This window comes from Pseudomonas sp. R3-56, from assembly GCF_051132075.1.
Taxonomy (GTDB): Bacteria; Pseudomonadota; Gammaproteobacteria; order Pseudomonadales; family Pseudomonadaceae; genus Aquipseudomonas.
On sequence record NZ_CP071657.1, the window covers coordinates 1,808,461 to 1,834,788 of the forward strand.

General features: G+C 59.1%; 24 protein-coding genes. All 24 read left to right on the forward strand.

Translation table 11 applies throughout. The annotated features are described in order from the left end of the window. Positions 1–35: 35 nt before the first annotated feature. The 24 genes from J3P96_RS08280 to fliL all read left to right on the forward strand — a co-directional run bounded on the left by J3P96_RS08280 (position 36) and on the right by fliL (position 26,320). Positions 36–677 (forward strand): class I SAM-dependent methyltransferase, encoded by a 642-nt coding sequence (locus J3P96_RS08280; protein ID WP_434656472.1) that lies wholly within the window; start codon positions 36–38, stop codon positions 675–677. Between the two features lie 2 nt (positions 678–679). Next, positions 680–1,597, forward strand: a complete 918-nt coding sequence (locus J3P96_RS08285) for a LicD family protein (RefSeq protein WP_434656473.1) — start codon at positions 680–682, stop codon at positions 1,595–1,597. Positions 1,598–1,605: 8 nt separating this feature from the next. Further along, on the forward strand, positions 1,606–2,676 hold the full coding sequence (locus J3P96_RS08290; RefSeq protein WP_434656474.1) for an NAD-dependent epimerase/dehydratase family protein: 1,071 nt from the start codon (positions 1,606–1,608) through the stop codon (positions 2,674–2,676). 43 nt (positions 2,677–2,719) lie between these two features. Continuing rightward, on the forward strand, positions 2,720–6,199 hold the full coding sequence (locus J3P96_RS08295) for a glycosyltransferase (RefSeq protein WP_434656475.1): 3,480 nt from the start codon (positions 2,720–2,722) through the stop codon (positions 6,197–6,199). A gap of 237 nt (positions 6,200–6,436) precedes the next feature. Beyond that, positions 6,437–7,363, forward strand: coding sequence for a ketoacyl-ACP synthase III (locus tag J3P96_RS08300; protein WP_434658129.1), 927 nt, complete (start codon positions 6,437–6,439; stop codon positions 7,361–7,363). A 276-nt stretch (positions 7,364–7,639) separates the two neighbouring features. Further along, the gene (locus J3P96_RS08305) at positions 7,640–8,488 is read left to right on the forward strand and encodes a flagellin domain-containing protein (protein WP_434656476.1); all 849 of its coding nucleotides are present in this window, start codon (positions 7,640–7,642) and stop codon (positions 8,486–8,488) included. A 72-nt stretch (positions 8,489–8,560) separates the two neighbouring features. Then, a complete protein-coding gene (locus J3P96_RS08310) occupies positions 8,561–8,926 on the forward strand; it encodes a flagellar protein FlaG (protein WP_434656477.1) in 366 nt (121 codons plus the stop codon). A gap of 83 nt (positions 8,927–9,009) precedes the next feature. Continuing rightward, positions 9,010–10,440: a flagellar filament capping protein FliD gene (gene fliD / locus J3P96_RS08315; protein WP_434656479.1), complete on the forward strand. Its 1,431-nt coding sequence runs from the start codon at positions 9,010–9,012 to the stop codon at positions 10,438–10,440. 131 nt (positions 10,441–10,571) lie between these two features. Further along, on the forward strand, positions 10,572–10,967 hold the full coding sequence (gene fliS / locus J3P96_RS08320) for a flagellar export chaperone FliS (RefSeq protein ID WP_434656480.1): 396 nt from the start codon (positions 10,572–10,574) through the stop codon (positions 10,965–10,967). An 11-nt stretch (positions 10,968–10,978) separates the two neighbouring features. Next, on the forward strand, positions 10,979–11,275 hold the full coding sequence (locus tag J3P96_RS08325; protein ID WP_434629226.1) for a flagellar protein FliT: 297 nt from the start codon (positions 10,979–10,981) through the stop codon (positions 11,273–11,275). Positions 11,276–11,449: 174 nt separating this feature from the next. Next, positions 11,450–12,925 carry a sigma-54 dependent transcriptional regulator gene (locus J3P96_RS08330; RefSeq protein WP_305499600.1) on the forward strand — a complete coding sequence of 492 codons (1,476 nt, stop codon included), beginning with the start codon at positions 11,450–11,452 and terminating at the stop codon, positions 12,923–12,925. 110 nt (positions 12,926–13,035) lie between these two features. Then, positions 13,036–14,244: a sensor histidine kinase gene (locus J3P96_RS08335; RefSeq protein WP_434656481.1), complete on the forward strand. Its 1,209-nt coding sequence runs from the start codon at positions 13,036–13,038 to the stop codon at positions 14,242–14,244. Positions 14,245–14,248: 4 nt separating this feature from the next. Then, complete coding sequence (gene fleR, locus J3P96_RS08340) at positions 14,249–15,637, forward strand: sigma-54-dependent response regulator transcription factor FleR (protein ID WP_305499601.1); 1,389 nt, start codon at positions 14,249–14,251, stop codon at positions 15,635–15,637. A 232-nt stretch (positions 15,638–15,869) separates the two neighbouring features. Then, positions 15,870–16,196, forward strand: a complete 327-nt coding sequence (gene fliE / locus J3P96_RS08345; RefSeq protein WP_305499603.1) for a flagellar hook-basal body complex protein FliE — start codon at positions 15,870–15,872, stop codon at positions 16,194–16,196. A gap of 15 nt (positions 16,197–16,211) precedes the next feature. Continuing rightward, positions 16,212–17,996 (forward strand): flagellar basal-body MS-ring/collar protein FliF, encoded by a 1,785-nt coding sequence (fliF, locus tag J3P96_RS08350; RefSeq protein WP_305499605.1) that lies wholly within the window; start codon positions 16,212–16,214, stop codon positions 17,994–17,996. Continuing rightward, a complete protein-coding gene (fliG, locus tag J3P96_RS08355) occupies positions 17,989–19,008 on the forward strand; it encodes a flagellar motor switch protein FliG (RefSeq protein ID WP_007958288.1) in 1,020 nt (339 codons plus the stop codon). Before fliF ends, fliG begins: the two co-directional genes overlap by 8 nt. A 7-nt stretch (positions 19,009–19,015) precedes the next feature. After that, positions 19,016–19,846 (forward strand): flagellar assembly protein FliH, encoded by an 831-nt coding sequence (fliH, locus tag J3P96_RS08360; RefSeq protein WP_434656483.1) that lies wholly within the window; start codon positions 19,016–19,018, stop codon positions 19,844–19,846. Continuing rightward, on the forward strand, positions 19,836–21,194 hold the full coding sequence (gene fliI, locus J3P96_RS08365; protein WP_434656484.1) for a flagellar protein export ATPase FliI: 1,359 nt from the start codon (positions 19,836–19,838) through the stop codon (positions 21,192–21,194). Before fliH ends, fliI begins: the two co-directional genes overlap by 11 nt. 6 nt (positions 21,195–21,200) lie before the next feature. Further along, on the forward strand, positions 21,201–21,650 hold the full coding sequence (gene fliJ / locus J3P96_RS08370) for a flagellar export protein FliJ (RefSeq protein ID WP_434629236.1): 450 nt from the start codon (positions 21,201–21,203) through the stop codon (positions 21,648–21,650). A gap of 102 nt (positions 21,651–21,752) precedes the next feature. Continuing rightward, the gene (locus J3P96_RS08375; RefSeq protein WP_434656485.1) at positions 21,753–22,058 is read left to right on the forward strand and encodes an STAS domain-containing protein; all 306 of its coding nucleotides are present in this window, start codon (positions 21,753–21,755) and stop codon (positions 22,056–22,058) included. 5 nt (positions 22,059–22,063) lie between these two features. Next, complete coding sequence (locus tag J3P96_RS08380) at positions 22,064–23,770, forward strand: ATP-binding SpoIIE family protein phosphatase (RefSeq protein WP_434656487.1); 1,707 nt, start codon at positions 22,064–22,066, stop codon at positions 23,768–23,770. Between the two features lie 31 nt (positions 23,771–23,801). Next, on the forward strand, positions 23,802–24,146 hold the full coding sequence (locus tag J3P96_RS08385) for an Hpt domain-containing protein (protein ID WP_434572634.1): 345 nt from the start codon (positions 23,802–23,804) through the stop codon (positions 24,144–24,146). An 87-nt stretch (positions 24,147–24,233) separates the two neighbouring features. Continuing rightward, positions 24,234–25,595, forward strand: coding sequence for a flagellar hook-length control protein FliK (locus J3P96_RS08390; RefSeq protein WP_434656489.1), 1,362 nt, complete (start codon positions 24,234–24,236; stop codon positions 25,593–25,595). Between the two features lie 221 nt (positions 25,596–25,816). Then, complete coding sequence (gene fliL, locus J3P96_RS08395) at positions 25,817–26,320, forward strand: flagellar basal body-associated protein FliL (RefSeq protein ID WP_434572638.1); 504 nt, start codon at positions 25,817–25,819, stop codon at positions 26,318–26,320. The last annotated feature ends 8 nt before the right edge of the window (positions 26,321–26,328 follow it).

Below are 26,328 nucleotides of genomic sequence, written 5' to 3' on the forward strand. Positions count from 1 at the left end.
ATTGATTAAAAAAGAATTTTAAGGGATGTACGTCAATGAGTTTCAATCCCACCCTTGCTGATCGCTTGGAATACTGGAACGGCTTTTACAGTCGTCAAGATACATCGGTACCGCAATTGCCTTCTCAGTTTTCAGTGTTCTCGGCTGGTGAGTTCATTGGCGTGGACGCGGTTGTTGAGTTTGGTTGCGGCAATGGGCGCGACAGTGAATTTTTTGCGCTCAACGGTTTCCAGGTGTTGGCATTCGATGCCTCCAGCGAAGCCATAACGTTATGCCGACAGCGGACAAAAAGTGCCAAGGTCCAGTATTTGTTGAGCAACGCCGAGGGCAGTACTGAACACCTCCAGGATTTTCTGCAAGGCAAACGTCGGGTTGCGGTCTATGCGCGTTTCTTTTTGCATGCAATCGACGCAGAGGTGGAAAAGGCGTTCTTTGACATGTTGGAAAATACGCTTGCCCCCGGCAGCCTGGTTTTCCTGGAATACAGGACCACGGAAGATGAAAACGGGGCGAAACGATTTGGTCAACACTACCGCCGCTATATCGACCATGAGGCTTTAATCGATACGCTGCAGGGCAAGGGATTTTCGATTTCCTACCAGATACAGGGGCGAGGCTTTGCAAAGTACCGCGATGAAGATGCTCTGGTCGGGCGTTGCGTTGCTGTAAAGGGGTGAACATGATACCTGAGCAACTTAGAGAGAAACGTTTGGTACTGTTTGGTGCCGGGCGAGTGGCACGACTGATGTTTGCCCGGTTTCCCGAGCTGAACGTAGTTGCGTTCGCGGATAACGATCCGCTCAAGGAAGGAACCTTTGTCGGCCGGGTCCCGGTCGTTCTGCCGTCGACCTTGCATTCCCTGGAGTACGATCTGGTCGTTATCAGCACTGGTTGGTGGGAAAGTATTAGTGCTCAACTGGGGGAATTGGGTGTTCCGGCGGAAAAAGTCGTGCTTCCTCCGAAAAGCATGCTGGCGGTCAATAATGGCGCCAAACCTTTTTCACATGACTTCACCAAAGCGCTGGCAGTGGATGCCATTCAACGGGTCGGTGATTTTGCGGAAATGTTCAATATCCCCATTCTGATGGATTTCGGCACGCTTCTGGGGGCCACACGCGATGGCGACCTGATCCCGTGGGATGATGATGTTGATTTTTCTATCAATGACGACGAATTTCCCTTGCTGTTGGATCATCTCTCCGACCTCAAGTCGCTCCTTCCGCATCGAGCGGGCGTTTGCATTGAGATCATCATCCTCAAGTCGGGTGATCGCGTCACGGGTGTGTCTGTTACGTTCGAGAACACGCTTGATTGCGACGTCATCGTCCCGTTTGAACTCGGTTTCATGCGGCGGATTTTTGAAGATGGGAAATCGGTCACCAAGTCCTCCGGTCCGGAGTTTATTGCCCCTGAAGTGCACTTTCGTTCGGCCGATACAATAAATTTTCTGGGGCGACAGTTCTTCACTCCATACGATGTACCCGGTTATCTGACGTACGTTTATGGTAATTGGCAGGCTCCCAAGCAGGATGTCACGTTGGCCGACTATCCGATGCAAGAGTCTGATTACCAAGAAACCTCGAGGTCAGTTTTCTGAAAAAGAACATGCATATCCGCCAGCCAGTTTCCGCATTCAGGTTGCCTGACGATTTGCAACCGATTCTGACCGGGCTGGGGCTGTTGGATGAACTGGCCGGTGCTCATATTTTGCTGACCGGCGGAACGGGGTTCTTTGGCCGCTGGCTTCTGGCATTGATACGCGAGCTCAACGGTCAAGGGGCCGCCATCACGGTGACAATCACCTCGCGCAACCCTTCACGTTTTCTAGCGGCACATCCTGAATATAGGGAGTGCGCTTGGGTCAGTTGGTTTGCGGGCGATATTCGTGATCTCGTTGAGTTGCCGGGACGTGCGCCTGACTTGATTTTGCACGCCGCGGCAGATACGTCGGCAGCGGCAAACGCACATCCACTGGAGCTGTTCAATACGCTCGTCGACGGCGCACGACGGGTATTTGACCTTGCTGCACGTAACACCTCTTCACGCGTGTTGTTAACCGGCTCGGGTGCCCAGTACGGAAGCCTGCCTTTTACTACCGGTGTTTGTGAGTCCTATAGCGGAGCCTGCGTAAGTAATGCCGTCAGCAGTGCCTACGCCGAAGGCAAGCGGGCGCAGGAAACGCTGGGGGCATTATATGCGCAACGTCACGGAACCCAGATCGTGATGACTCGTTGTTTCGCTTTCGCAGGGCCAGGGTTGCCGCTGGATGGCCACTTTGCCATCGGCAACTTTGTTCGTGACGCCCTTTATGGCGATGAGATTGTTCTCAAATCCAGTGGCCAGGCCATCCGTAGTTACTTGTATGGCGCGGACCTCGCGGTCTGGCTGTTGACCTTGCTTGTGCGTGGTGAGCCCGGTGTTGCTTACAACGTGGGCTCGGACCAGCCAATCAGCATCGCTGACCTGGCCCAGCGAGTCGTTGCCCGGATAGCGCCAGAAAAACCAGTAATAGTGCTGGGGCGTGCCGACGACGCGGGGCGCTCGTTCTATGTACCTGACATCAATCGCGCCAGAGGCTTGGGGCTGGACATCTGGACCTCCCTGGACGCCTCCATCGACCGCATGGTGGATTGGGCCCGTGATCTGGATAACGAATCGACATCTGATGCCCGCTGACCGGGCTTGACACCTCACCCTATTCGACGAGAGATAAGTGTTGATGCGCAAACTGTTCTCCAAGCGGCCACAGCCTTACTACATTTACGCGCCGAATTATCGCCGCAGTTCCGCTGGCATTCGTGTGCTGCACATGCTGTGCGATGCACTCAACCGTTCCGGCCATGAAGCCTATGTCGTCTCCCGGGTGCTCAATCCAAATCTGATTACACCCTACTTGAGCAATGACGTCATCGCATTGCACCGGTCCCAGGGCCTGGAGCCAATTGCGGTTTATCCGGAGATCATTGACGGTAATCCACTCGGGGCGGGGATCGTTGTGCGTTACCTCCTGAACCAGCCAGGGTATCTGGGAGGCAGTGGCATCTACGAACCGGATGACCTGTTGTTCGCTTATTCGCGGGGACTGCTGCAGCCTGGGACGCCGGAGGAAAATATCCTCCATTTGCCGGCAATTGATCTGAGTATCTTTTGCCCGCCCGTCAATCCAGCCAAACGGATACCTGGGAAAGTCTGTTACTACCAGGGGAGGGCAGCGCAGGCGAAAATTGATCCAGGATTATTGCCGCCGGATGCAACGGAAATCACGCCTGAGTTTCCAGACTCCTGGGAAGGTCTGGCCGATCTTTTCCAGCAGTGCGAATATTTTTATCTTGCCGAGCGCTCGGGGTTGGCTGCTGAAGCTGCACTTTGTGGGTGTATCAGTATTGTGCTGCCGGGCAAATATGCACAAGGACAGTTGTCTGAGTTCGAGAACAAGAATTATGGAACGGCTTGGGGCAATACTCCCGAGGCCATTGAACGCGCCCGGCAAACCCTGCCCTTGTTGCGCCAGGCTCAGTTTGAACATCAAGCGAAATTCTGGTCCGCGCTGGACCATTTTATTGACGTGACCCAACAAGCGGTGCGTACCCTGCGGGAGCAGAGCCAGGGGGGGGAGGGTGGCCGATGGCTGGCTCCGCGAGTGCTGAGCGATGTGCAACGAAACGTACTCCAGTCGTATCTGAGCGACAAAACGGTGCCGGCATTCGAGTTGTTGGTGCTTGGTGGCAAGGACCCACAGGCCTTGGCTCGTACGCTTGGCAGCATTAACGCCCTCGATGATTTCTACGCTTCGATTCATGTGACCGTGGTGACGCTTGACGTGGCCAGCATTGCCCCCCAGCCCAACCTGGATGTGTTTCAGATCGCTACGGGGTCGCAAAGCCTGGAGCTCATCAACCAACGGCTATTCGAGTCGAGTGCCGATTGGTTCATGATACTCAGGGCCGGTGATGAGTTGACTGCCAGCGGTTTCTTGTCCGCCGCTCTGGATCTGATCGACGCACCTGGGCTGCGGGCGGTTTATGCCGACGAAGTCATGCGCCACGCCAACGGCAATCTGGATTTGATGCTGCGTCCGGACTTCAACCTTGATTTGTTGCTCAGCCTGCCTGCCACCATGGTTGGGCATTGGCTGTTTCGTCGCGATGTCTGGCAGGGACTGGGCGGTTTCGTGACCGATTGGCCAGAAGCCTTCGAACTGGAATTCATTCTGCGCCTGATCGAAACAGCCGGGCTCGAAGGGTTGGGGCACATCAGCGAACCCTTGGTGGTTAGCGATCTCCTGACTTTGCAAGATAATCCGCAGGAGCGGGCAGTCATTGAGCGGCACCTGCATGTACGGGGCTTCCCGGCGGCGCAGGTCGATGCGCAACTGACGGGCTGTTATGAGCTGAACTTCAACCATGCCGATACGCCGATGGTCAGTATCGTGATCGTGATCGACGGGCAGCTACCTCATGCACAACGATGCCTCGACAGCCTATTGGCACAAACTCAGTACAGTCGCTACGAATTGCTGTTGCTGGATCGTGGCAATGAAGAGTCGACGCTGTGCGAGTGGCTGTCGGGCATTGAGCAATTGGGTATCGACAATATCCAGGTACTGCGTTTCTCCTCCGGTGCATCGGCCGAAGCCATTCGCAACCAGGCCGCTGCTCAGGCAAGGGGCGATGTGCTTTTATTCCTCGACTGTGCCATCGGTGTGATCGAGCAGGGCTGGCTCCAACAATTGCTTAACCATGCCATGCGCCCGGAAGTGGGGTGTGTCGGGGCGAAGTTGACTGATGCGGACGGTAAGCTGCGTCATGCCGGGCTGTTGACCGGGTTGGGTGGTACCGTGGGCAGGCCATTGGTAGGCCAGAGCTCCGACACGGCAGGCTATATGCTCCGGGGACAGGTGGATCAGAACTACAGCGCTGTGAGTGGCCAGTGCCTGATGCTGCGTCAGGAGCTGTTCCTTGCGTTGGAGGGCTTTGATGAGGGGCTCGCGCCTTGGGCGGATGTGGATCTTTGTCTAAGGGCCCAACAAGCCGGTTATTTGAACGTGTGGACGCCGCGAGTGAAATTACTGGTGAGCGAGTCGGAAAGCCCTGCGGCTTCGCCGGAGCAGCAATATCGTTTATACGAACGGTGGCTGCCTCAACTGGCTCGGGATCCTGCGTACAACCGCAATTTTTCGCTTGCGGCCGGTGCTGCGTTCAAGCTGGGGGACTCGAAGCTGTCCTGGCGTCCCTTGGCAGCCTGTAAGATTCCGACCGTTTTAGCCCATCCCGGGACCCAAGGTGACCAAAGCGGGCGCCGAGTCATCCAGTGTTTCAATGCACTGCGTAAGGCGGGATTGATCGACGGCCGCCTATCCTCCGGTTTGCTTACGGTGGTGGAGCTGGAGCGCTATGCCGCAGATGTCATTGTGCTCGCGCAACCAGCCAACGATAGCAATCTTGAGGCGATGCGGCACATGGGGGCTTTTTCCAAGGCCCTTAAGATATGCGACGTGAGTGAATATTCATCATTATCCGAGCAGGCGTTGGCGGCATTGCGTCAGGGCTTGTCCTGTATGGATCGGCTGGTGGTGAACAGCGAGGCAATGGCGCAAGCTTTCGATGGGTTCCATCCCGATATCCGGGTCTTTGCTCCCCATCTGTCTCCGGAGTACTGGACAGGAATGGGCAGCAAACGCCGTTGCGCAGATCGACCGCGAATTGGTTGGGCCGGCGGCATCGGCGATGTCAGCGAGCTTGATATGCTTGCCAACGTGGTGAAAGATCTTGCTGATGAGGTGCAATGGGTGGTGCTTGGCCCGTGCCCGGATCATCTGCGTCCCTTCGTTCATGAATGCCATGGCAGCGTCGATATTGCGTCCTATCCGAAGAAGCTGGCATCGCTGAACCTCGATCTGGCACTGGCGCCTCTGGGTGACAGTCCGATCAACCGCTTCAAGACTCCCTTGCGGTTACTGGAATATGGGATCTGTGGTTATCCGGTCATTTGCAGTGACGTCGAAGCATATCGAATCGATTTGCCAATCATGCGCGTCAACAATAGCTACGAAGCCTGGATGGATGGCATTCGAGCTTTTCTAGGTGATCTTGATGCGGCGGCACAGGTAGGAGATGCCCTGCGCGAACGTGTGGGGCGCAATTGGACACTGACAGGCCCCGCGTTGTTGGCTTCACGGGATATCTGGCTGCCCGATTGAATATGAAAAACATGACGTTGCTGCATCGCCCCGCGCGAGGATAAATTGTTTTCAGATAGAAAACAGCGTGACGCATAGGTCATAAAGTGCATCTTCAATGTATTGTGTCTCCCGGATCGAATAGGCGTTCAGCTCATCGAACGTCATATTCGGTTCCGTGGGTCAATCGTTGGAAGCACCCCCACGGCGTTTTTTTGGGGTACATATTCAGTAGCTATTTATGATCGGGAAGCCATGATGATTGGCATAAAAAGCATAGCGAGTTACGTGCCGACCGCTGGTGTGGATAACTACGCTCAGGGTGCCAAATTCGAGAAGGATGAAGAATTCATCCTTGGAAAGATCGGTTCAGCCTTCCTGCCGCGCAAAAGCGCCGAGCAGGAAACTTCGGACCTGTGTGTCGAAGCGGTGAACGCTTTGTTCGCCAATAATCCGGATCTTAAGCGTGAGTCCATCGATGCGCTGATCGTCGTCACTCAAAACGGCGACGAGGAAGGGCTACCTCATACCGCGGCTATCGTTCAGGACAAATTGGGCCTGCCGACTCATGTCGCGGCGTTTGATATCTCCCTGGGCTGCTCGGGCTACGTCTACGGCATCTATGCCATGAAAGGCTTCATGGAAGCAGCGGGCCTGAAGAACGGCCTGTTGGTGACAGCCGATCCCTATTCGAAGATCGTCGATCCGGAAGACCGCAACACCACCATGCTGTTTGGCGATGCCGCCACGGCTACCTGGATGGCCGAGGGTGCTACCTGGCAACTGGGCAAGGCCAAGTTCGGCACCGATGGTTCCGGCGCGCCGCACCTTAAGGTCAGCGACGGCGTGTTCTTCATGAATGGTCGCCAGGTATTCAATTTCGCCTTGCTGAAAGTGCCGGCTCATTTGCATGAGCTGCTGAGCGAATCATCCCTGCAGGCCAGCGAGATCGACGCATTCTGTATTCACCAGGGGAGTGCGGCGATTGTCGATGCCGTGGCGCGTCGCTTTGAAGGTGAGCCTGAGAAATTCATCAAGGACATGGTCGAGACCGGCAATACCGTGTCGTCAAGCATTCCTCTGTTGTTGGAAAAGCACGTCCTGGATGCTGACTGGAAGCGCGTGGCGATCAGCGGTTTCGGTGTCGGCCTGTCGTGGGGCTCGGCAATTCTTTACCGCGACTGATCGAATAACTTCGTTCCCAATAGCGCTTCAGGTTGGCCTGCAGCGCTATTTTTTTGCCCGGGACCGTGATCTGCGTTTTTCTGGCGCCATTTTTCAGGCCGCTATCCGCGGCTAAGCCCTTGTTTCTCAAGGGGTGGCAGTCTGCTAGCAAATTTTTTGAAAAAAGCCCTCAAGCAAGTTCCCAACCCGACGATAACTATTACGAAGGTTCTCTAGGCCACACCCGGCGGTTGCCAGGGCCGGAAGCCGCAGTACCCAACCAACGAGGAATTCGTCATGGCTTTAACAGTAAACACTAACGTCACATCGTTGAACGTTCAGAAGAACCTGAACAAGGCTTCCGATGCTCTGTCCACTTCGATGACCCGTCTGTCTTCCGGCCTGAAAATCAACAGCGCCAAAGACGACGCCGCCGGCCTGCAGATCGCTACCCGTATGACCTCGCAAATCCGCGGTCAGACCATGGCGATCAAGAACGCCAACGACGGTATTTCGATGGCGCAGACCGCTGAAGGCGCGATGCAGGAACAAACCAACATCCTGCAACGGATGCGTGAACTGGCCGTTCAGTCCCGTAACGATAGCAACAGCGCAACCGATCGTGACGCTCTGAACAAAGAGTTCTCGCAGATGAGCGACGAACTCACCCGTATTGCCAACAGCACCAACTTGAACGGCAAGAACCTGCTTGACGGTACCGCCAGCACCATGACCTTCCAGGTCGGCTCCAACGCGGGTACCTCCAACCAGATCACGCTGACCCTGAGCGCCAGCTTCGACGCTGACACCATGGGTGTAGGTTCGGCAATCACCATCGCTGGTTCCACCAGCGCCATTGCTGAAACCAACTTCTCGGCTGCCATCACTGCGATCGACGCGGCACTGGCAACCATCAACAGCTCCCGTGCTGACCTCGGTGCTGCACAAAACCGTTTCGCCAGCACCATCTCCAACCTGCAGAACATCAACGAAAACGCCAGTGCTGCACTGGGTCGCGTACAAGATACCGACTTCGCTGCTGAAACTGCACAACTGACCAAGCAGCAGACTCTGCAGCAAGCGTCTACTTCGGTTCTGGCCCAGGCCAACCAACTGCCATCCGCTGTACTGAAGCTGCTTCAGTAATAGCCGGATGAGTTTTAGCGGGGGAGTGCGCTTGCGTGCTCTCTCGCTTTTTCCGTTCAAGAGGTGATGGACATGGATATGAGCGTGAAGCTGAACTTGTCTTATCCAGCGGCGAAGCCGGCGCCTACAGTGGTCGACAAGCCAGTGGAGAAGCCTCAGGCTGACGTGGCTATTTTGACATCGGTCAAGGAAACTCCGAAAGACGCTGCCGCCGAGCAGGACAAACTGAAGAAAGCCGTCCAGGAAATCGAGAAGTTCGTCCAGTCGGTCAAGCGTAACCTGGAGTTCTCTATTGATGAGCCTTCTGGCAAGGTAGTCGTCAAGGTGATTGCCAGTGGTTCCGGTGAAGTGATTCGTCAGATCCCGAACGAAGAAGTTCTGAAACTGGCCCACAGCTTAAATGATGCAAACAGCTTGTTGTTCAGCGCTGAAGCCTGACAGCTGGCACGAATTTTGTTGCTCTATTCTTTTGGGCGTTGTATTGGCCAAAAGGCCGGCGACACACTGAAGGGAGTATCACAATGGCAAGTCCAATTCTTCCGGGACTGGGTCTAGGCTCAGGCCTTGATACCGGTGCAATCGTCAAGGCACTGGTGGATTCTGACAAAGCGGCCAAGCAAGGCCAGATCACCCGTGCAACGACGACCACGAGCAATAACATCTCCGGGATTGGAAGCCTGAAGTCCTTGCTGGCCGCCTTCAGGTCCGCGATGACGGAGCTGTCGAGCAAGACCAATCCGGCGTTTTCCGGTTTTGCCGCAACCTCTTCTGCTACGAATTTTGTAACCGCCACCGCCACCAACTCGGCGGTCGCCGGCACCTACACGATCAAAGTGGGAAATATTGCCACTTCGTCCAAGGTCGCCAGTGCAGCCTTTGCCGGCGGCACCACCAGCGCCATTCCTTCTGGCACCATGACCATCAAGCAGAACGGCGTCGATCGTACCCTCGCGGTGCCGGACGGCTCGACCCTGCAATCGGTTCGTGATTCGATCAACGCCGATTCTGCGCTCAAGGCCGCGGGTATCAGTGCCAACATCGTGACCGACTCCTTCGGTTCTCGTCTGGTGCTTGGGTCCAGCACCACTGGCGCCGGCTCCGATATTTCGGTCAGCGGCATCGCCGGGCTGGAGATCGATGGGACCAATGTCGTGGGCACCCCTGGCAGTCCGATGACGGCTACTTCGGCCGGTGCGATCGGTGCCGTGGCGGTCGATGCCAAGTTTTCCATTGATGGCATGGAGCTGACCAGCAAAAGCAACAAGGTTGACCAGGCGGTTTCCGGCTTGACTTTGAATCTGGTGGCTGGAGGGGAAAACGCGACGTCTACCGTTACCGTAGCGCCGAACAATGACGGCTTGAAAGCCTCGATTCAGAAATTCGTCGATGCCTATAACGCGGTTGCCAACAGTATCACCGCACTGACCAAGCCATCGCTCGACGATGAGGGTAACCCGACGGTACCGGCCAAGTTGACTGGTGATGCGTTGCCTCGCTCGCTCCTCGCGGCGATGCGTGGTCCGTTGTCCGAAACAGGCGCGGGCGACAAGCTCACGGTGTTGGCCCAGCTGGGTATAACAACGGACCAGAAGACCGGTGCGTTGAGCTTCGATAGCACCAAATTCACTGCAGCAATGAATGACAAAAAGCTCAGTGGCGAAGTCCAGACGATGTTCACTGGGCCTAACGGCTTGCTGGAACGCATGCAAAAGGCTGTCGAACCCTACACCCAGACCGGCGGCATTCTGGATCAGCGGACCACGGCGCTGAACAAGACCCAGACTCGGTTGGCAAACGATCAGGCGGCTCTGGATCGCCGTGTCGAGACCCTGACCGCCGTGCTGACCAAGAAGTACAACGACATGGATACCCTGGTCGGCAAGCTCAAGGCCACCGCGAACAACATCACCTCGATGTTCGAAGCGATGAACGCGCAGCAGAGAAACAGCTGATTCCAGCGGGCCCCAAAAAAGCCCGGAAGCGCCGCAAGGCGCTCCGGGCTTTCGGCTTTTTCGATCTAAAGTTTTTTGACGCAGCGTCGATATGCTGTTTATACGAACCGAATTTTTAGATGAGGTAGAACATGAATCCGATGTTAGCCCTTCGCCAATACCAGAAGATTGGCGCCCAGGCGCAAACCTCCGAAGCAAGTCCCCATCGTCTTGTGCAAATGCTCATGGAAGGGGGCCTGGATCGTATCGCTCAGGCCAAAGGGGCGATGGAGCGCAAGGACGTTGCCAATAAAGGCATCTTCATCAGCAAGGCCATCGGCATCGTCGGCGGTCTGCGTGAAGGCCTGGACCTGGAAAACCAGGCCGAGTCGGTCGCCGAGCTGGATGCGCTCTACACCTACATGATGAAACGCCTGGCCGAAGCCAACGCCAAGACCGATCCGAAGATCCTCGACGAAGTCGCCGATCTGCTTCGCACGGTCAAGGAAGGCTGGGATGCCATCGCCACGCCTGGCCCGCAATTCTAAGGAGTGCTCCCATGAATCTTGTCCTGCAGCGAATCGAACAAACCCGTGATGCCTTGGTTGGTGCCTTGGCTGAGCGTAACTGGGAAGCTATTGGTCAGCTGGACCTGGCGTGTCGTTCCTGCATGGAGGACGTCTTGAGCGAGTCCGAGGTGGACGAGGCGGCGTTGCGTAATAATCTGGAAGAACTGCTGGGGGTTTATCGCCAATTGCTGGAAGCAGCAACGGGCGAGCGTCAGGCAATCGTGAGCGAAATGTCGCAGATTCATCAGGCACAGAACGCGGCGAAGGTTTATCACTTGTTCGGCTGATTTAATTTTCAGTTAATCCGAACAAAGTGCGCCATAAATTTGACTGTGCACGATTTTTTGACTTAACTAGTGGCTGTTTACAGATTTCAGGCGTCTACAGGCATGACAAGTCTGCAAGCGTCTAGCTTGCCCCCAAATTCCGGGCACTGAGTTGACTAGGGAAGTTGCTATTGCATGTGGCGTGAAACCAAAATTCTCCTGATCGATGACGATAGCGTCCGCCGCCGCGACCTGGCGGTGATCCTGAATTTTCTTGGCGAAGAAAATTTGCCCTGCGGTAGCCATGATTGGCAGCAGGCTGTCGGCTCTCTGTCGTCCAGTCGTGAAGTCATTTGCGTCCTTATCGGAACGGTAAATGCCCCCGCGTCGCTTTTGGGCTTGCTAAAGACACTCTCGACCTGGGATGAGTTCCTTCCAGTTTTGCTAATGGGCGAAAATTCTTCCCTCGACCTGCCGGAAGACCAGCGCCGCCGGGTGCTTTCCACCCTGGAAATGCCGCCGAGCTACAGCAAACTGCTCGATTCGTTGCACCGCGCCCAGGTTTATCGCGAAATGTACGACCAGGCGCGTGAGCGCGGCCGGCATCGGGAACCCAATCTTTTCCGCAGCCTCGTCGGCACCAGCCGTGCCATCCAGCACGTGCGCCAGATGATGCAGCAGGTGGCCGACACCGACGCCAGCGTGCTGATCCTGGGCGAATCCGGTACCGGCAAGGAAGTGGTCGCGCGCAACCTGCATTACCATTCCAAGCGCCGCGAAGCGCCATTCGTGCCGGTCAACTGCGGGGCGATTCCCGCCGAGCTGCTCGAAAGCGAATTGTTCGGTCACGAGAAGGGCGCGTTCACCGGTGCAATCACCAGCCGCGCCGGACGTTTCGAGCTGGCCAATGGTGGCACGCTGTTCCTCGATGAAATCGGCGATATGCCGCTGCCGATGCAGGTCAAGTTGCTGCGCGTCTTGCAGGAGCGCACCTTCGAGCGCGTGGGCAGCAACAAGACCCAGAGTGTCGACGTACGGATCATCGCCGCGACCCACAAGAACCTCGAGACCATGATCGAGGTCGGCAGCTTCCGCGAAGACCTTTATTACCGTCTCAATGTATTCCCGATCGAAATGGCGCCGTTGCGCGAGCGGGTCGAAGACATCCCGCTGTTGATGAACGAGCTGATCTCGCGCATGGAGCATGAGAAGCGTGGTTCGATCCGCTTCAACTCGGCGGCGATCATGTCCCTCTGCCGTCACGGTTGGCCGGGCAACGTCCGCGAATTGGCCAACCTGGTGGAGCGCATGGCGATCATGCACCCCTACGGTGTGATCGGCGTGAATGAGCTGCCGAAGAAATTCCGCTACGTCGATGACGAAGACGAGCAAATGGTCGACAGCCTGCGCAGCGACCTGGAAGAGCGGGTGGCGATCAACGGCCATACGCCGGATTTCACCACCAATGCCTTGCTGCCGCCGGAAGGCCTGGACCTCAAGGATTATCTGGGCGGCCTGGAGCAAGGGCTTATCCAGCAGGCTCTGGACGACGCCAATGGCATCGTCGCCCGCGCGGCAGAGCGCTTGCGCATTCGTCGAACCACCCTGGTGGAAAAGATGCGCAAGTACGGCATGAGCCGCCGTGAAGGAGATGAACAGGCGGATGATTGACGCCTGTTTTGCAACCGCCTGATTTTCAGGCGGTTTTTTTTCGGCACGGGTATTGCTACAGCTCTCGCAACGTTCCGTTTAACTGACGGTCAGCCAAGCGAGAGAGCACGATGACCCAAGCCGCCCTGATGTCTTCTGTCCCCGAGCCGGGTCATATGCCGTCCGCCGAACAGGCTAGCCGGCTTGGGCTTGAACAGGCGTTTTCGCTGTTCAGCCAGATGTCCAGCCAGTTGACCGACTCCTACAGCCTGCTTGAAGCGCGGGTTACCGAGCTCAAGGGTGAGCTGGCGGTGGTCAGTGCCCAACGCATGCAGGAACTGGCGGAAAAAGAACGCCTGGCCAACCGGCTGCAGAATCTGCTCGACCTCCTGCCCGGCGGCGTCATTGTCATCGATGCCCACGGCTTCGTGCGCGAAGCCAACCCGGCGGCGTGCGAGCTGCTTGGCCTGCCTCTGGAAGGCCAGCTCTGGCGGCACGTCATCGCTCGCTGCTTCGCGCCCCGCGATGACGACGGCCACGAAGTTTCCCTGAAGGATGGTCGACGGTTGTCCATTTCGACCCGTTCGCTGGATGCCGAGCCCGGACAGTTGGTGCTGCTCAACGACCTGACCGAAACCCGTCACTTGCAGGATCAATTGGCCCGCCACGAGCGTCTGTCTTCCCTTGGGCGGATGGTCGCGTCGCTGGCCCATCAGATCCGTACGCCGCTGTCCGCCGCGTTGTTGTACGCCAGCCACCTGACCGAGCAGCAACTGCCGATGGAGACCCAGCAGCGCTTTGCCGGCCGCTTGAAGGAGCGCTTGCATGAGCTGGAACACCAGGTGCGCGACATGCTGGTGTTCGCCCGTGGCGAGTTGCCGCTGACCGACCGCGTCGCGCCCAAGGTGCTGCTGCAGTCTTTGCAGGCCGCAGCACTGACTCATGTGCAGGGCGTGTCGATCCGCTGGCAGTGCGACAGTCATGCGGGCGAGGTGCTGTGCAACCGTGACACGCTGGTGGGCGCGGTATTAAATCTTATTGAAAACGCGATTCAGGCCAGTGACGTTGATGTCCGTCTGAAAGTGCACCTGTATACCCGCGACAACACCCTGCGCCTGTGTGTCAGCGACAGCGGCAGCGGTATCGAGCCGTCCGTGCTGGCACGTCTGGGCGAGCCATTTTTTACCACCAAAACCACTGGAACCGGCCTGGGCCTGACCGTGGTCAAGGCCGTGGCGCGTGCCCATCAGGGCGAGTTGCAGCTGCGCTCGCGGCTGGGGCGCGGTACGTGCGCGACGGTGTGCTTGCCGCTGTTTTCCAGCGCGCCAGGGGTGGAGTGAGCAAATGGCGACCAAGGTTTTACTGGTTGAAGATGATCGCGCGCTACGCGAAGCGCTCGCCGATACGCTGCTGTTGGCCGGGCATGATTATGCCGCTGTCGGTTCGGCGGAAGAGGCATTGCTCGCAGTGGCCCGTGAGCCATTCAGCCTGGTAGTCAGTGACGTCAATATGCCGGGCATGGACGGCCATCAATTGCTCGGCCTGCTGCGCGCACGCCAGCCGCAACTGCCAGTCCTGTTGATGACCGCCCACGGCGCTGTCGAGCGGGCGGTGGATGCCATGCGCCAAGGGGCGGCGGATTATCTGGTCAAGCCGTTCGAGCCCAAGGCCCTGTTGGACCTGGTGGCTCGCCATGCCTTGGGCAGCCCTGCTGTCGAGGGCGAGGGGCCGGTGGCCATCGAGCCGGCCAGTGCACAGTTGCTGGAGTTGGCCGCGCGGGTGGCCCGCAGCGATTCAACCGTGTTGATTTCCGGCGAGTCCGGCACGGGCAAGGAAGTCCTGGCCCGGTATATCCATCAGCAATCCCGGCGCGCCAGCGAACCGTTCATTGCCATCAACTGTGCGGCGATTCCCGACAACATGCTCGAGGCGACGCTGTTCGGCCACGAGAAAGGTTCGTTTACCGGCGCTATCGCGGCCCAGCCTGGCAAGTTCGAGCAGGCTGATGGCGGCACCATTCTGCTGGATGAAATTTCCGAGATGCCGCTGGGCCTGCAAGCCAAGCTGCTGCGCGTCTTGCAGGAGCGGGAAGTGGAGCGGGTCGGCGCCCGCAAGCCCATCAGCCTGGACATTCGCGTGGTGGCGACGACCAACCGTGACCTGGCCGGGGAAGTGGCGGCGGGGCGCTTTCGTGAAGACCTTTATTACCGGCTGTCGGTTTTCCCGCTGGCCTGGCGTCCACTTCGCGAGCGCACCGCCGATATCCTGCCGCTGGCCGAGCGCCTGCTGGCCAAACACGTCAATAAAATGAAGCACGCGGCGGCGCGGTTGTCCGCCGAGGCGCAGGCCTGCCTGATCGCCTATCCCTGGCCGGGCAATGTCCGCGAACTGGACAACGCTATCCAGCGGGCGCTGATCCTGCAGCAGGGCGGCTTGATCCAGCCGGAAGATTTCTGCCTGGCCGGCCCGGTGGCCTGCGCGCCTTTGCCGGTGTTGCAGTCCGCCCCGGCGCAGATTCCTCCCGGGGAAGTGATGGGGGAAACCGCCGGCGCCCTGGAAGATGACCTGCGCCGTCGCGAATTCCAGATGATCATCGACACCCTGCGCGCCGAACGCGGCCGACGCAAGGAGGCGGCTGAACGCCTCGGTATCAGCCCGCGGACCCTGCGCTACAAACTGGCGCAGATGCGTGATGCCGGGATGGATGTAGAGGCTTATCTCTTCGCCAGTTGAAGCATTAAACAAACCCTGTGGGAGCGGGCCTGCTCGCGAAGACAATGGTCCTCGCGACGTGGGCGCCGGCTGACACACCGCTATCGCGAGCGGGCTTGCTTTCACAGAAGCCTGGAAGGATCCGCGCGCGCATTTGTTTCCGACGGCCACGGAGCTGGCACCCTTGTTGCTACTACCTACGTACCCGCTGAGTAAGCGTCAAAAAAATGCGGGCCGCCAGAGAGAATAGATCATGAGCCAAGGTATTGAATTTAATCGGTTGATGCTGGACATGCGCTCCATGCAGATGGACGCCATGGCCCAGCCTAAATCGGTCGCGGTGCCCCAAGTGGCCGGCAGCAGCTTTTCCGACATGCTCGGTCAGGCCGTCAATAAAGTGAACGATACCCAGCAGGCTTCGAACCAGTTGGCCAGTGCTTTCGAGATTGGCAAAAGTGGCGTCGACCTGACGGACGTAATGATCTCTTCGCAGAAAGCCAGTGTCTCGTTTCAGGCGTTGACCCAGGTACGCAACAAGCTGGTTCAAGCCTATCAAGACATCATGCAGATGCCGGTCTAAGGAAACTATTGAGTCATGGCAGAAGCAGCCGTTGATAACGTTCCAGCCAAGGCAACCCCGGTAGACGGCAAACCGCCGTTGTTCGGCCTGTCTTTCCTGGAAAACCTCTCCGAGATGACCATGCTGCGTCAGGTTGGCCTGTTGGTCGGCCTGGCTGCCAGCGTGGCGATTGGTTTTGCCGTGGTTCTCTGGTCCCAGCAGCCGGACTACCGTCCGCTGTACGGCAGCCTGGAGGGCATGGATGCCAAACAAGTCATGGAAACCCTGGCTTCCGCCGACATCCCTTATACCGTCGAACCCAATTCCGGCGCCTTGCTGGTCAAGGCCGACGACGTCGCGCGCGCACGCCTCAAGCTCGCCGCCGCTGGCGTGACACCGACCGATGGCAACATCGGATTCGAGATCCTCGACAAGGACCAGGGCCTGGGCACCAGCCAGTTCATGGAAGCGACTCGTTATCGTCGCGGCCTGGAAGGCGAATTGGCGCGGACCATTTCCAGCCTCAACAACGTCAAGGGTGCCCGCGTGCACCTGGCGATTCCGAAAAGCTCGGTCTTCGTGCGCGATGAGCGCAAGCCGAGTGCCTCGGTACTGGTCGAACTGTATTCCGGCCGCTCGCTTGAGCCAGGCCAGGTCGTTGCCATTATCAACCTGGTGGCGACCAGCGTTCCCGAGTTGAGCAAGTCGCAGATCACCGTGGTCGACCAGAAGGGCAACCTGTTGTCCGACCAGGCGGAAAACTCCGAACTGACCATGGCCGGCAAGCAATACGATTACAGCCGTCGCATGGAAGGCATGTTCACCCAGCGGGTGCACAACATCCTGCAACCGATCCTCGGCAACGGCCGCTACAAGGCCGAAGTCTCGGCGGACGTGGACTTCAGCGCCGTCGAATCGACTTCCGAGCAGTTCAACCCGGATCAACCGGCGTTGCGCAGCGAGCAGTCGGTGAACGAACAACGTACCGCCAGCAATGGCCCGCAAGGTGTGCCGGGTGCCCTGAGCAACCAGCCACCCGCGCCGGCCAGCGCGCCGCAAACCACCGGTGGCGCTACCGCCGCCGCAGGCATGGTGCAGCCAGGCCAGCCGCTGATCGACGCCAATGGCCAACAGATCATGGACCCGGCCACCGGCCAGCCGATGCTTGCGCCGTACCCGGCCGACAAGCGTCAACAATCGACCAAGAACTTCGAGCTCGACCGTTCCATCAGCCACACCAAGCAGCAGCAGGGCCGTTTGAATCGGCTGTCTGTCGCAGTGGTGGTGGACGATCAGGTCAAGGTCAACCCGGCCAACGGCGAAACCAGCCGCGCGCCGTGGAGCGCCGACGAATTGGCGCGCTTCACTCGCCTGGTGCAGGACGCCGTCGGTTTCGACGCCAGCCGTGGCGACAGCGTCAGCGTGATCAACGTACCGTTCTCCCTGGAGCGCGGTGAGGAAATCGCCGACATCCCGTTTTATTCGCAACCCTGGTTCTGGGATGTGGTCAAGCAGGTATTGGGTGTGTTGTTCATCCTGATACTGGTATTTGGTGTGCTGCGTCCGGTGCTCAACAACATCACCGGTGGCGGCAAGAACAAGCAGTTGGCAGGCTTGGGCGATGTAGAGCTGGGAGGCATGGGCGGCCTGGATGGCGAATTGGCCAACGATCGCGTCAGCCTCGGCGGGCCGCAGAGCATCCTGCTGCCAAGCCCGAGCGAAGGCTATGACGCTCAGTTGAACGCCATCAAGAGTCTGGTGGCAGAGGACCCGGGTCGTGTGGCCCAGGTCGTGAAAGAGTGGATTAACGCAGATGAGTGATAATCGAGCCGCTGTTGCCAAATTGTCCCGGGTCGACAAAGCCGCGATTTTGCTGCTGTCCCTGGGTTCGACGGACGCCGCCCAGGTGCTGCGCCACATGGGACCCAAAGAGGTCCAGCGCGTCGGCGTGGCCATGGCGCAGATGGGCAATGTGCACCGCGAGCAGGTCGAGCAGGTGATGAGCGAGTTCGTCGACATCGTCGGCGATCAGACCAGCCTGGGCGTCGGTTCCGACGACTACGTGCGCAAGATGCTCACCCAGGCCCTGGGCGAGGACAAGGCCAACGGCCTGATCGACCGGATCCTGCTGGGTGGCAATACCAGCGGCCTGGACAGCCTGAAGTGGATGGAGCCGCGCGCGGTCGCCGACGTGATCCGTTACGAGCACCCGCAGATCCAGGCGATCGTCGTTGCATACCTCGATCCGGACCAGGCCGGTGAGGTGCTCGGCAACTTCGACCACAAAGTGCGCCTCGACATCATCCTGCGGGTTTCGTCGTTGAACACCGTGCAGCCGGCGGCCCTGAAAGAATTGAACCAGATTCTCGAGAAGCAGTTCTCGGGCAACTCCAATGCTTCGCGCACCACCCTGGGCGGTATCAAGCGCGCGGCGGACATCATGAACTTCCTCGACAGTTCGATCGAAGGTCAACTGATGGACTCGATCCGCGAAGTCGACGAAGACCTGTCCGGTCAGATCGAAGACCTCATGTTCGTGTTCAACAACCTGGCCGATGTCGACGACCGCGGTATCCAGGCACTGTTGCGCGAAGTGTCCTCCGATGTGCTGGTGCTGGCCCTCAAGGGTTCGGACGAAGGCGTCAAGGAGAAGATCTTCAAGAACATGTCCAAACGGGCGGCCGAACTGTTGCGCGACGACCTCGAGGCCAAGGGCCCGGTGCGCGTCAGCGATGTGGAAACCGCACAGAAGGAAATCCTCACCATCGCCCGCCGTATGGCCGAAGCCGGAGAAATCGTGCTCGGTGGCAAGGGCGGCGAAGAGATGATCTAAGGTCGTTATGTCTGCCAAGAGCGATGATTCACCCAGCGACCTGATCCGCGCCCGCGACGTCGGTGGTTTTGACGTCTGGTCGCTGCCCAGCTTCGATCCTCACGTGCCCGAGCCTGAGCCTGAACCGGTGGAAGAGTTGCCGGAGATGGAAGAGGTGCCGCTGGAGGAAGTCCAGCCGCTGACCCTCGAAGAAGTCGAGAGCATTCGCCAGGAGGCCTACAACGAAGGCTTCGCCATCGGCGAAAAGGAAGGCTTCCACAGCACCACGATCAAGGTCCGCCAGGAAGCCGACGTGGCGCTGACGGCCAAGCTGCGGGCGCTGGAATCGCTGATGCTGAATCTGTTCGAGCCCATCGCCGAGCAGGACACCCAGATCGAGAAGTCCCTGGTCGGGCTGGTGCAGCACATCACCCGGCAAGTGATCCAGCGCGAGCTGGCCATCGATTCGAGCCAGATCGAGCATGTCATGCGCGAGGCCCTCAAGCTTCTGCCCCTGGGCGTCGGCAATGTGCGGCTGTACATCAATCCGCAGGACTTCGAGCTGGTCAAGGCCTTGCGCGAGCGTCACGAGGAAAGCTGGCGCATCGTCGAGGATGAGACCTTGCTGCCCGGCGGTTGCCGGGTGGAAACCGAGCACAGCCGCATCGATGCGACAATCGAAACACGCATCAGCCAGGTCATGGCCAAGCTGTTCGACCAATTGCACGAGCAGGCCCTGCATCCGGCTCCGGCCGACCTCAGCCTGGAGTTGCCGGACGAACCGGAGGCCGCCGCCATCGTTGATCCGGACGCGGCCGAACTGATTGCTGCCGAAGTGGAAGGTCGCAATGCGCCTTGAACGCACCAGCTTCGGCAAGCGCCTGGGCAGCTACGCCGAGGCCACTGAACTGGCCGGCCAGCCGATCCTGGAAGGGCGCCTGCTGCGCATGGTTGGCCTGACCCTAGAAGCGGAGGGCCTGCGCGCCGCCATGGGCAGCCGGTGCATGGTGATCAACGATGACAGTTATCACCCGGTGCAGGTCGAAGCCGAAGTCATGGGCTTTTCCGGCAGCAAAGTATTTCTGATGCCGGTGGGCAGTGTCGCCGGCATCGCGCCCGGTGCCCGCGTGGTTCCGCTGGCCGATACCGGTCGGCTGCCCATGGGCATGAGCATGCTCGGCCGAGTGCTGGACGGGGCCGGGCGGGCCCTGGACGGCAAGGGCGGAATGAAAGCTGAAGATTGGGTGCCGATGGACGGCCCGACAATCAACCCCCTCAAGCGCGATCCGATCAGCGTGCCGCTGGACGTGGGCATCCGTTGCATCAACGGGTTGTTGACGGTCGGCCGCGGTCAGCGCCTGGGCCTGTTCGCCGGTACCGGTGTGGGCAAGAGTGTGTTGCTGGGCATGATGACCCGCTTTACCGAAGCCGACATCATCGTGGTGGGGCTGATCGGCGAGCGGGGCCGCGAGGTTAAGGAATTCATCGAGCACATTCTCGGCGAAGAAGGGCTCAAGCGTTCCGTGGTGGTGGCGTCGCCGGCGGACGATGCGCCGTTGATGCGCCTGCGGGCCGCGATGTATTGCACGCGTATCGCCGAGTATTTTCGCGACAAGGGCAAGAACGTCCTGTTGCTGATGGATTCGCTGACCCGTTTTGCCCAGGCCCAGCGGGAAATCGCCCTGGCCATCGGCGAGCCGCCGGCTACCAAGGGTTATCCGCCTTCAGTGTTTGCCAAGTTGCCGAAACTGGTGGAGCGGGCCGGTAACGCGGAGAAGGGCGGCGGTTCCATCACCGCTTTTTATACCGTGCTGTCCGAGGGTGACGATCAGCAAGACCCGATCGCCGACTCGGCCCGAGGTGTACTCGACGGTCACATCGTGCTGTCCCGGCGCCTGGCCGAAGAAGGGCATTATCCCGCCATTGATATCGAAGCGTCGATAAGCCGGGTCATGCCGTCGGTCATCAGTGCCGAGCACATGAAGCGCGCCCAGCAATTCAAACAATACTGGTCACGTTACCAGCAGAGTCGCGACCTGATCAGCGTGGGCGCCTATGTGCCTGGCGGTGATCGTGAAACCGACATGGCCATCAATCTTTATCCGGCCATGGCGGTCTACCTGCGCCAAGGCTTGAACGACAACATCGGCATGGCCGCCAGCGAAGCGCACCTGCAAACCATCTTCGCCCCCGTCGCGGGCGGATAACCGCTCATGGCCACGAGTCGTGCGGCGCGCCTGGCGCCGGTGGTGGACATGGCGGAAAAAGCCGAGAAGACCGCCGTTCAGCGGCTGGCTTATTTCCAGGGACAAGTGGTCGTGGCCGAGAGCAAGCTGGCCGACCTGGAGAATTTTCGCCTCGAATACCAGGAGCAGTGGATTGCCCGTGGCAGTCATGGCGTTTCCGGGCAATGGCTGTTGGGCTACCAGGGGTTCCTCGCACAGCTGGGCACCGCGATCGATCAGCAGCGCCAAAGCCTCGTCTGGCACCAGAACAACCTGGAAAAGGCTCGCCAGAGCTGGCAGGAAGCCTTCGCCCGGGTCGAAGGGCTGCGCAAACTTGTACAGCGTTATATCGATGAGGCTCGGCAACTGGAAGACAAGCGCGAGCAGAAATTGCTCGATGAACTGTCTCAGCGTCTGCCGCGCCATGATCCGTATTGATCATGAAAGCGGAATTCTGTCGGTTGGAGGTTTTGATTCCTTGCTCAGACCTCTACCTGATGCTACACCTTGTACACATATGTCCACGACAAGGAAGTGAATATGTCTGTCGTAACTGAAGTGTCCCCAGATGGACAAAAGCTGACGATCTCGATCAAAGGTCGATTCGATTTTGGCCGGCATCAGGAGTTTCGCGAGTCTTATGAGCGGCTCGACAAGAAACCTGGGTCCATCGTGGTGGATTTGAAAGAAGCCACTTACCTCGACAGCTCTGCCTTGGGCATGCTCCTGCTGCTGCGCGATCATGCCGGTGGCGACGAGTCGGATATCCGTGTGGTCAACAGCAGCAGCGACGTCAAGAAAATCCTCGCGATTTCCAATTTCGACAAGTTGTTCGATATCAGTTGATTACCATGCAATCGTCGCCGGAGCCGCTGACGATCCTGATTGCCGAAGACAGTGCCGCCGACCGGCTGCTGTTGTCGACCATCGTCCGCCGTCAAGGCCATCAGGTGCTCACCGCAGCGGATGGCGCCGAGGCGGTCGAAGTCTACCGGGAGCAGCGTCCGCACCTGGTGCTGATGGATGCGATGATGCCCGTCATGGATGGCTTCGAAGCCGCGCAGCAGATCAAGCACCTGGCCGGGGACCAACTGGTTCCGATCATTTTCCTCACCTCGTTGACCGAAAGCGAAGGGTTGGCCCGTTGCCTGGAGGCTGGTGGTGATGATTTCCTCGCCAAGCCCTATAACCAAGTGATCCTGGCCGCCAAGATCAAGGCCATGGACCGCTTGCGTCGGTTGCAGGCCACGGTGGTCGAACAACGTGACCAGATCGCCCGGCACCACGACTACCTGCTTAACGAGCAGCGGGTTGCCAAGGCGGTGTTCGACAAGATTGCCCACTCCGGTTGCCTGAGCGCGCCGAATATCCGTTACCTGCAATCGCCCTATGCCTTGTTCAATGGCGATCTGCTGCTGGCCGCCTTCAACCCGGCTGGTGACATGCACATCCTGCTTGGAGATTTTACCGGCCATGGCTTGCCGGCGGCGGTCGGGGCGATGCCGCTGGCTGAAGTGTTCTACGGGATGACCGCTAAAGGCTACGGCCTGGCGCAGATCCTGCGGGAGATGAATGCCAAGCTCAAGCGCATCCTGCCAGTGGACATGTTCTGTTGCGCAACGCTGCTTTGCCTGAGCTTCCAGCGCTGCACCGTCGAAGTCTGGAACGGCGGCATGCCCGATGGTTACCTGCATGACAGCCTCAGTGGCGTGCGTACGCCGTTGCCGGCGCGGCACTTGCCGTTGGGCGTGCTCACGCCGCAACTGTTTGATGATCGCACTGAAGTGCATCCGATGTCGGTGGGTGACCGGGTATTCCTGTTGTCTGACGGCGTCATCGAAGCCAGCGACCGCGATGATCAGCCGTTTGGCGTGGAAAGGCTGCAGCAGGTGTTTGCGGCCAACCGCGAGCCCGATCGACTGTTCGAAGATATCCAGCAGGCCCTCGGTGATTTTCGCGGCGAGGCCCGCGACGACTTCAGCATGGTCGAGGTGCGGCTGGTCGCGCCGACGCAACTCAGCCCGCCACCACCGGTCTATTCCGATAGCGGCCAGTCGAGCCCGCTGGATTGGTCGGTGAGCTTCGAGTTCCGTGCGCAGACGCTCAAGCGCTTCAACCCGATGCCTTACCTGTTGCAGTTATTGCTTGAGGTCCATGGGCTCAGGGGCCAGAGTGGCGCCTTGTACAGTGTCCTGACAGAGCTTTATTCCAATGCGCTGGAACACGGCGTACTGGGGCTCGATTCGAGTCTCAAGCGTGATGCGGCGGGGTTTGCCCGCTATTATACGGAGCGCGGCATCCGTCTGGATGAGCTGGACGGCGGCCATATCCGCGTGCATCTGCACGTGACTCCCCAAGGGGAGGGTGGGCGCCTGGTCATTGAGGTCGAGGACAGCGGCCAGGGGTTCGATGTCAGCCGGGTGCTGGCCCGGCCTGTGGATCGTGACCGGTTATCCGGGCGCGGTGTGAGCCTGGTGCGCCAGCTATGCCACGAGGCCAGTTGGTCCGACGATGGTCGTAGTGCGCGCGTGGAGTTTTTCTGGGAGGCTCTGGCATAATCGGGGCCATTCTTGATCAAGGAGCGAACAAGTGAGCGAGATTCATCTGGATCGGGACGTGCTCAGCACGTTGAAGGAAGTCATGGAGGAAGGGTATCCGGAATTGCTGGATACGTTCCTCAACGATTCCGAGGCACGCCTGCGTGTGCTGCTTGAGGCCAGGGACGCGGAGCAATTGAGCGCCACCGCCCACAGTTTCAAGGGCAGTAGCAGCAATATGGGCGCCATCCGCCTGGCTGAACTGTGCGGGGAGCTGGAACAACGCGCCAAGCAGCCCTCGCTGGGTGGAATCGAGAAACTGGTCAGCGAGATCAACAGCGAATTTACCTACGTTCGAAAGCTTTGCAAGGAAGAGCGCGAAGGCTTTCACTGTTAAAAAGGTTGTTGTTCGGCGCGTTGGCCCATCCCTTGCATTGTCCTGTCTCGACTGCATCAAAGATCCCAGTGCAGCGGAGACCATTTCATGCCCGTTACGCCTAATACACTCCTTCAGGCCGTTACCCAGGCCAAGCCGCAGGCCACCGTCAATCCGTTGGCAGCTGGCCCGGACGCCGGGAATAAAGCCTCCAGTTTCGCCCAGGTCTTCGCCAAGCAGGCCCCCGTCAAACCCTCGACGGCCCTTGAGCCGGCGATTAAGCCGGTGCGCGACAAGGCTTCCGACAACACCGTCAAAAAGGATGCAGGCAGCGACACGGCTGCCGCTCCTGAGCCGGCGGTTGCCGATAGCGGCAAACCCTTGCCCGCCGACAAGCCGGCCACGGCCGACGACAAGCCCACGCAGGACGATAGCGATACGGCCGAGACGCCTGTAGCCGACGCCGCCCCAGTCGATCCGACACTCGACCCGGCCTTGCTGCCCGGGATAATCGTGCCTGAAGTCGTTGCCGAGGCGCTGCCCGCGCCTGTGGTTGATACAACCGAGGCGCCAGTCGTCGCGGCAGTCGCGGCGCCCGTGGTGGCTTCGGCCACGCCAGCCCCGGTGACCGATCCGGAATTCGACCCCCAGGCCGATCCGCTTGACGCCCTGCCGGCGTTGCGTCTGGCGATGGAGCAGAGCGGCCATGTGTCCGCTTCCAGCCAGGCGCAGCCCAAGGCAACGGCGCCGGCGTCCGTCGATGGCGAGCCGACGTCGGCCCAGACCTTCGCGGCCGGCATGGCGAGCATGCTCAATGTACAAGCCGACCAGGACAGTACCAGTCCCGGCAGCCAGGGCGGTGAGAAGGCGTTCGGTGGCTTGCTCAACGAAGGCCTCAAGGATCTGACCGCCGCCTCCAGCGACACGCGGGTAGATGATTTCGCCAACCGCCTGGCGGCATTGACCCAGGCGGCTACGCCAAAAACCGCCAACGCGGTCCCGGTCAACCAGCCCATCGCCATGAACCAGAGCGGCTGGACCGAAGAAGTGGTCAACCGAGTGATGTACCTGTCGAGCGTCAATCTCAAGGCGGCTGATATCCAACTGCAGCCGGCCGAGCTCGGGCGCCTGGATATTCGCGTGAACATGGTCCCCGACCAGCAGACCCAGGTCACGTTCATGAGCGCCCATTCCGGCGTCCGTGAAGCCCTCGAAGGCCAGATGCATCGCCTGCGCGACAGCTTTGCCCAGCAGGGCATGGGCCAGGTCGACGTCAGCGTGTCGGATCAGTCGCGTGGCTCCCAGGGTCAGGAACAGCAAGCCCAGCAGCAGGCCCAGGCTGGTCGTACGAGCTCTTCCTCTGGCGGCCGAGTGGATTCGGTGGACGAAGAGTTGCCGGCCAGCGTTGCCGAAGTGGCGGCCAACACCACCAGCGTCATCGGCACCAGCGCGGTCGACTACTACGCCTGATCCAACGCGGTACCCAATGTGGGAGCGGGCTTGCTCGCGAAGGCTGTGTGTCAGTTAACGATATGTGACTGATGCATCGCCTTCGCGAGCAAGCCCGCTCCCACATTCATTTGCGGTGTTCCGGAGAATGCATCTGACGCTTTCCTTGCGCTTCTGGCATAACACTTGCTCCAGCCAAGCCGTGCAACAGTGAAACCCCCGATTAGCGACGGATTATTGGCATGGCGAAGAGTGAAGCAGCAGCTGTAAAAGACCCCGCAACCAAAGGCAAACTCAAGCTGATCATCATGATCGTGGTGGGTTTGCTCCTGGCGATGGGTGTTTCCGTGGGGGCGACCTGGTATTTCATGCACAGCGCTCAAAGCAAACCGGCAGAAGTGGTGGAAACCGCGCCGGTGGGCAAGCAGCCGGCGATTTTCGAGCCGATGGCTCCCGCATTTGTGGCCAACTACACCCAGAACGGTCGCCAGCGCTACATGCAGGTGAGCATCACCCTGCTGGGCCGCAACCAGGCTGACCTGGAAGCGCTGCGGGTGCACATGCCGCTGATTCGCAATAACCTTGTGATGCTGTTCTCCGGACAGAGTTTCGACACCCTGGCCACTCCGGTCGGCCAGGAAATGCTGCGTCAGAAAGCCACGGCCAGCGTTCAGGAAGTGGCTCAGAAAGAGCTTGGCAAAGTGGTGATCGAACAGTTGCTCTTCACTAACTTCGTATTGCAGTAGGAACACGA